The organism is Synechococcus sp. MU1651 (assembly GCF_023630635.1).
Classification (GTDB): domain Bacteria; phylum Cyanobacteriota; class Cyanobacteriia; order PCC-6307; family Cyanobiaceae; genus Parasynechococcus.
Genome location: NZ_JAKUHJ010000018.1, coordinates 24278 through 31043, shown reverse-complemented (window position 1 = coordinate 31043; position 6766 = coordinate 24278). Strand labels below are relative to the sequence as shown.

Sequence of the window (6766 nt, the reverse complement as noted above, 5' to 3'; positions counted from 1 at the left end):
GCCTGGGGGTGGTGGGGGCCTCCGGCTGCGGGAAAAGCACCCTCTGCCGGGCCTTGATGGGGCTCAATCCCATCCGCGGCGGCCGGGTGGACCTGCTGGGCCAGGACCTGCTGAGCCTGCGTGGTGAGGCGCTGCGAACGGCCCGACGGGCCCTTCAGATGGTGTTTCAGGACCCTCTGGCCTGCCTGAATCCCGCCCTGCAGGTGGCCGATGCCATCGCCGATCCGTTGCTGATCCATGGTCTCTGCTCGAAAGCAGCAGCCCGGGAGGAAGCCCGTCGCCTGCTGCAGCGGGTTGGCCTCAGTCCGGCTGAGCAGTTTCAACACCGCCTGCCGAAGCAGCTCTCCGGCGGCCAGCAGCAGCGGGTGGCGATCGCCCGCGCCCTGGCGTTGAAACCCAAGGTGCTGATCTGCGACGAGAGCGTCAGCATGCTCGATGCCGCAGTGCAGGCGGATGTGCTGGCGCTGCTGCGGGAGCTGCAGCAGGAGCTGGGCCTGGCGATCGTGTTCATCACCCACGACCTCTCGGTGGCCAGTGGTTTCTGCCATCGGGTGATGGTGCTCGACAAGGGAAAAGTGGTGGAAGAAGGGCCAGGAGATCGGATCTTCAGCGCGCCTCAGGCGCCGATCAGCCAAACCCTCGTGGAGGCCTGCCCAAGGCTGCCCCATTGAGCCCTCAGCCCGACGCGGCGCGGCGCCTCAGCACCCCCAGCAACTTCTCCATCACCGGAGGCAGGGGAGCTTCGAACAGCATCCGCTCGCGGGTGATCGGATGATCCAGCCCCAGCTGCACGGCGTGCAGGGCCTGGCCGGGCAGCTCGATCGGCAACTTGCGGCAGCGGCTGTAGGTGGGGTCACCCACCACGGGATGGTTCATGTGGGCGCAGTGGACGCGGATCTGATGGGTCCGCCCGGTGTCGAGCTTGAACCGCAGCAGGGAGTAGTCGCCGAGTCGCTCCACCAGGGTCCAGTGGGTGCAGGCGTAACGGCCGTTTTCGCTGCTCACCACCGCGTACTTCTTGCGATCCGCCGGATGGCGGCCAATCGCCCCGACGATCGTGCCCGAGTCGCCGGCCGGCACGCCATGAACGACGGCGAAGTACTCGCGAGAAGCGATCCGTTTCTGGATCTGCACCTGCAGCCGCACCAGAGCCTCCTGGCTCTTGGCGATCACGATGCAGCCGGTGGTGTCTTTATCAAGGCGGTGCACGATCCCTGGCCGCAACTTGCCGCTGATGCCGGGGAGGTCCGGGCAGTGATGCAGCAGGCCGTTCACCAGGGTGCCGTCCTTGTTGCCCGGCGCCGGATGCACCGTCAGCCCGGCCGGCTTGTTGAGCACGATCAGATGGTCGTCCTCAAACAACACATCCAGATCCATCGGCTCCGGCTTGAGGTAAGGCAGCGGTTCCGGTGGCGGCATCCACAGCTGCACCTCATCGCCCTGGCGCAGGGGTGTTTTGGCCTTGCCGGTCTTGCCGTTAACGCGCACGTAGCCCGCGTCGATGAACTTCTGGATCCGAGCCCGGCTCTGCTCCGTGCGCTGGCTCACCAACCAACGGTCCAGCCGCATCGGCAACGGCTTGGGATAGGCCAGCGTCAGCAGCTCTCCCTCGCCTTCGCCAAAGCGATCCGTGAAGGTCTCCTCCGGCAACGGAGGACGTTTCCACTGCTGCGGACTCATGCCGGCAACTCCAAGGCAATGCTGCCGAGGGCCGATTTGCGGAAATCATCCAGCAACCGCTGGGCCATGCGCGCCGTCTCGCCAGAGGTGTGGCGGGCCGCTGCAGCATCCAGCCAGAGAGCCGGGTTGGCCGTTTCACCGCTCAGGGGAATGCCATAACGCTCCTGCAGCAGCGGAATCGTCACCCCAGCAGCAGCCTGCGATTCCACATCCAGCAGCAACTGAAGGAAGGCCTGGGCCACCAGTTCGCCGTCGTAGGCGGCCTGGCCGATGTCGTCGCAAAGGGCCAGCCGCAGGGCCGCCTGCTGGTCGTCGAGCCGAGGCGGCAGAACGCCAGGGGCATCAAGGAGGTCAAGGTCTTGTCCCAGACGCACCCAGCGCAGGGTGCGCGTCACGCCGGCCCGCCGGGCGCTGGCCACCACCTTCTGCCGCACCAGACGGTTGATCAAAGCCGACTTGCCCACGTTGGGAAAGCCCAGGGTGAGCGCCCGCACGGGCCTGGGCCGCATGCCCCGGTTGCGGCGGCGTTCGTTGAGCTGATCGCCGGCACGGATCGCGGCCTGCTGCACCTGCTTCACGCCGGTACCGGCCTTGGCATCACACCAGACCGTCCGTTGCCCCTGGGCTTTGAACCATGCCTCCCAGGCCTCCTTGGCGGCTGCGGTGATCATGTCGCGCCGGTTGATCACCAACAAATGCTGCTTGCCCTTCAACCAGCGGTTGAGGTGGGGGTGGCCTGTGGCCAGAGGAATGCGGGCATCACGCACCTCGATCACCAGATCCACCTTGTCGAGATGGCGCTTGAGCTGCTGCTCCGCCTTGGCGATGTGGCCGGGGTACCACTGGATCGTTGGGGTGCTCACAGAGGCAAACGCACAGAACAGACGGCCAGCCGGAACGAATTCACTTTGAACGCGCTGGCGCCAACGTCATTCACACGGGTTAATCTCACCCCGTTTTCTTACCGCACGACACAACCCTATGGCGAAGCGTTCCCTGGCCAGCCTCAACGCCGGCGACCTGAGCGGCAAACGCGTTCTCGTGCGGGTTGACTTCAACGTGCCCCTGAACGATGCCGGTGCGATCACCGACGACACCCGCATCCGTGCCGCCCTGCCCACGATCAACGACCTGATCAGCAAGGGCGCCAAGGTGATCCTGTCCGCTCACTTCGGCCGTCCCAAGGGCCAGGTGAACGACGCCATGCGTCTCACCCCCGTGGCGGCTCGCCTGAGCGAACTGCTGGGCAAGCCCGTGGCCAAGACCGACAGCTGCATCGGCCCCGACGCCGAAGCCAAGGTGGGCGCCATGGCCAACGGCGATGTGGTGCTGCTGGAGAACGTGCGCTTCTTCGCCGAGGAAGAGAAAAACGAAGCCGGTTTCGCCGAGAAACTCGCCGGCCTGGCTGAGGTGTACGTGAACGACGCCTTCGGCGCCGCCCACCGCGCCCACGCCTCCACCGAGGGCGTCACGAAGTTCCTCAAGCCCTCCGTCGCCGGATTCCTGATGGAGAAGGAGCTTCAGTATCTGCAGGGTGCGGTGGATGAGCCCAAGCGTCCCCTGGCTGCCATCGTCGGCGGCTCCAAGGTGAGCTCCAAGATCGGCGTGCTCGAAGCCCTGATCGACAAGTGCGACAAGGTGCTGATCGGCGGCGGCATGATCTTCACCTTCTACAAGGCCCGCGGCCTCTCGGTGGGCAAGAGCCTGGTGGAAGAAGACAAGCTGGAACTGGCCAAAGAGCTCGAGGCAAAGGCCAAGGCCAAGGGCGTGCAGCTGCTGCTGCCCACCGACGTGGTGCTGGCGGACAACTTCGCCCCCGATGCCAACAGCCAGACCGCTGACATCAATGCCATCCCCGACGGCTGGATGGGTCTCGACATCGGCCCCGATTCGATCAAGGTGTTCCAGGACGCCCTGGCCGACTGTCAGACCGTGATCTGGAACGGCCCCATGGGCGTGTTCGAGTTCGACAAGTTCGCTGCTGGCACCAACGCCATTGCCACCACCCTGGCCGACCTGAGCGGCAAAGGCTGCTGCACGATCATCGGCGGTGGTGACTCCGTGGCAGCGGTCGAGAAGGCTGGCCTGGCCGAGAAGATGTCGCACATCTCCACCGGCGGCGGCGCCAGCCTCGAACTGCTGGAAGGCAAGGTGCTGCCCGGCGTGGCTGCCCTCGACGCCGCCTGATCAGTGGCTCAGGCCTGGAGCTGCAGGTCTTGATCGATCTCATCCCGGACGTCTCTCAAAGGGACGACCGGGATTTTTTTGTCCTGAAGGCACAACTGCAGCGCATCCGTCGACCAGGATCCGAATGCTTCGCCATGCGTCATGACAAAAGCTGACTTGAGCCTTGGCTTAGTGGGCCTGGGGGCACTCGGCTTGCCCATGGCGATCAACCTGCACCGCGCTGGCTTCCCACTGCGGGTGCACTCCCGCAGCCGCACCGCCGAAACTGATCCGGAGCTCGAGGGTGCTGCTCGCTGTTCCAGCCCAGCCGAAGCGAGCACCGGCGTGGATGTGATGCTGCTGTGCGTCAGTGACGATGCAGCCGTTGAGGAGGTGCTGTTCGGAGCCAACGGGGCCGCATCACAACTGAGCGCCGACAGCGTGGTGCTGGATTGCTCCACCATTGCTCCCGCCACAGCCCAACGTTGTGCGGAGCGGCTGGCCCACCAGAAGATCCACTACCTGGATGCTCCGGTCACCGGCGGAACAGAAGGGGCCAAACGCGGCAGCCTCACAGTGCTGGTGGGTGGAGCCAGCGAGATCCTGGAACGGGTTCAGTCCATCCTCGAGGTGATTGGCGGCTCCATCCACCACTTCGGTGGCGTGGGGCGAGGGCAGCAGGTGAAAGCGGTGAACCAGGTGCTGGTGGCCGGCAGCTATGCCGCCGTGGCCGAAGCGGTGGCCCTAGGCCAGCGTCTGGAGCTGCCCATGCCCCAGGTGATCGATGCCCTCAAAAATGGTGCAGCCGGCTCATGGGCCCTCGACCATCGCAGCATCGCCATGCTGAAGGGAAGCTATCCCCTCGGCTTCCGGCTCAGCCTGCATCGCAAGGATCTCGGGATTGCCCTTGATGCAGCCAAGGCCGTCCAATTGGATCTGCCCGTCACAACGCTGGTGGAACAGCTGGAACTCGATCTGATCAACAACGGCCATGGTGATGAGGACGTGTCCGCCCTGCACCGCTGGAATCAAACAAGACAACGGAGCTAGTAGCTGCTGACCACGCGCACCCGTTTGGTGGCCGTCACCACGCCGTCGGGATGCACCAGCATCACGGCCCAGGTCTGCGCACCGGGTTGCTGCGGTGCCTGAACGCTTTTGAACAATCCACCCCCAGCCTGAGGCGACAACGGCAGGTTGGGGCGGATCTGAGCCGACAGCTGCTCATCGGTGAGGTCAATCAAACCGCCCGCCACCAGGGCCTGACCCAGCGGTTTTTCAACGATCAAGTCGACGTCGTAACGGCTGCCGGTGAGCACCACATCGGGGATGGCGACGTTGACCGCCAAGGGGCGCTCACCACTGCGCAGCAAGGACTGCTGGGCCACCAGTTCCTGATCTACGAGCTGGCCGTTGTCCAGACGAATCGCGATCTGTTCGCTGGCCTCAAGGGAATAACTGAGACCCTCGGATTCAGCGGCACCCCGCACCCGCAGGCTGAGGGTCGGACGCCCATCCGATGTGGGCGCTGCGGGCTCCACCTGCCAGGAGACCTCGGGGAAATCCTGCCGGAAGCGCTCCAGGCGCTGGGCTAACACAGGCTGCAGCTCAAGGCTGGCCAGGGTGTCGAACGCCGAAGATCCGCCGTTGTTCAACGCCGTTTGCAGGCGATCGCTGAAACGTTCAACCGCACTGCCCCCGCGTCCGGGCTGCGCAAGGGCTTGAACCGGTGACAGAACCAATGCCATGGCCGAGACGAGCGTGACTCCCAGGAAACGACGCACGGGCCAGACCACAACAACCCAATTAAGTTAGGCCTGGTGTGCGGTGACGGCCGACGCGATGACCCGGCTTCTGATCGCCGCCAGCGGCACCGGCGGCCATCTCTTCCCCGCCCTGGCAGTTGCGGAAGCCGTTGAAAGTCACTGGCCCGTGCGCTGGCTGGGGGTGCCTGATCGGCTCGAAACGCAGCTGGTGCCGGAGCGTTTTGGTTTGGTGTGCGTGAACGCCGGCGGACTGCAGGGGCGCGGACTCACCAAGCTGCTGCAGTTGCTGCGCCTGTTGCTGGCCAGCGTGAACGTGCGGCGGATGATCCGCCGAAACGCGATCGATGTGGTGTTCACCACCGGCGGCTACATCGCCGCCCCCGCGATCCTGGCGGCGCGTTGGTGCGGCATTCCCGTGGTGCTGCATGAATCCAATGCCATCCCGGGGCGGGTCACCCGCTTGCTGGGTCGCTTCTGCAGCGCCGTGGCCATTGGCCTCCCCGCGGCCGCCAAGCGCATCCCCGGCAGCCAGCCGGTGCTGACGGGCACACCAGTGCGTTCCAGCTTTCTGGCCCCACAACCCCTACCGGGCTGGGTCCCTTCCGGGGAGGGGCCGCTCCTGGTGGTGATGGGCGGCAGTCAAGGCGCCGTCGGCCTCAACCGCATGGTGCGTGCCGCGGTGCCGGCATTGTTGGAGCAGGGCTGCCGCGTGGTTCACCTCACCGGCGACAACGACCCCGACCTTGGGCAGCTGCAGCACCCACAACTGGTGGAACGCCGCTTCAGCGATGAGATGCCCGGGTTGCTGCAACATGCGGATCTAGCCATCAGCCGCGCGGGGGCCGGCAGCCTCAGTGAACTGGCGGTCTGCGGGACCCCGGCCGTGCTGGTGCCGTTCCCGCAGGCGGCGGACCAGCACCAGGAGGCCAATGCCGCCTGTGCGGCATCCCTCGGTGCGGCCGTGATCGTGCATCAACACGAAGCGGAGCAGCCAGTGTTGTTCAACACCGTGCAGCGGCTCCTGGCATCTCGGCTCGGACACGCCAGCACTGCAAACGATCCACTCACCCAGATGCGTAAAGGGATGGCTGCCTTGGCGGAACGGGATGCTGAACAGCAACTGGCCGGTCTGCTTCAAGGCCTGGTGGCCTGAG

At 65.5% G+C, this 6766-nt stretch carries 7 protein-coding genes; 4 read left to right on the top strand and 3 right to left on the bottom strand.

Annotated features, from left to right (window positions below):
* A partial coding sequence (locus NCN05_RS10960) for an ABC transporter ATP-binding protein (RefSeq protein ID WP_250398110.1) occupies positions 1-671 on the top strand: 671 nt, incomplete at its 5' end.
* Positions 672-675: 4 nt separating this feature from the next.
* On the opposite strand, the gene NCN05_RS10955 is transcribed toward NCN05_RS10960, so the two are convergent.
* Positions 676-1680: an RluA family pseudouridine synthase gene (locus NCN05_RS10955; RefSeq protein WP_250398109.1), complete on the bottom strand. Its 1005-nt coding sequence runs from the start codon at positions 1678-1680 to the stop codon at positions 676-678.
* Positions 1677-2543 carry a ribosome biogenesis GTPase YlqF gene (gene ylqF / locus NCN05_RS10950; RefSeq protein WP_250398108.1) on the bottom strand — a complete coding sequence of 289 codons (867 nt, stop codon included), beginning with the start codon at positions 2541-2543 and terminating at the stop codon, positions 1677-1679. The genes NCN05_RS10955 and ylqF overlap by 4 nt, the downstream gene beginning before the upstream one ends.
* A gap of 118 nt (positions 2544-2661) precedes the next feature.
* Here ylqF and NCN05_RS10945 point away from each other — a divergent pair, with 118 nt between their 5' ends.
* Together NCN05_RS10945 and NCN05_RS10940 are read left to right on the top strand one after the other, a co-directional pair.
* The gene (locus NCN05_RS10945) at positions 2662-3867 is read left to right on the top strand and encodes a phosphoglycerate kinase (RefSeq protein WP_250398107.1); all 1206 of its coding nucleotides are present in this window, start codon (positions 2662-2664) and stop codon (positions 3865-3867) included.
* 141 nt (positions 3868-4008) lie between these two features.
* The gene (locus NCN05_RS10940) at positions 4009-4896 is read left to right on the top strand and encodes an NAD(P)-dependent oxidoreductase (RefSeq protein WP_250398106.1); all 888 of its coding nucleotides are present in this window, start codon (positions 4009-4011) and stop codon (positions 4894-4896) included.
* On the opposite strand, the gene NCN05_RS10935 is transcribed toward NCN05_RS10940, so the two are convergent.
* Positions 4893-5630 carry a DUF8623 domain-containing protein gene (locus NCN05_RS10935; protein WP_250398105.1) on the bottom strand — a complete coding sequence of 246 codons (738 nt, stop codon included), beginning with the start codon at positions 5628-5630 and terminating at the stop codon, positions 4893-4895. The two genes, NCN05_RS10940 and NCN05_RS10935, sit on opposite strands and share 4 nt — an antisense overlap.
* A 58-nt stretch (positions 5631-5688) precedes the next feature.
* Between NCN05_RS10935 and murG the strand changes: the two genes are divergently transcribed.
* The gene (murG, locus tag NCN05_RS10930; RefSeq protein ID WP_250398111.1) at positions 5689-6765 is read left to right on the top strand and encodes an undecaprenyldiphospho-muramoylpentapeptide beta-N-acetylglucosaminyltransferase; all 1077 of its coding nucleotides are present in this window, start codon (positions 5689-5691) and stop codon (positions 6763-6765) included.
* Position 6766 lies beyond the last annotated feature (1 nt).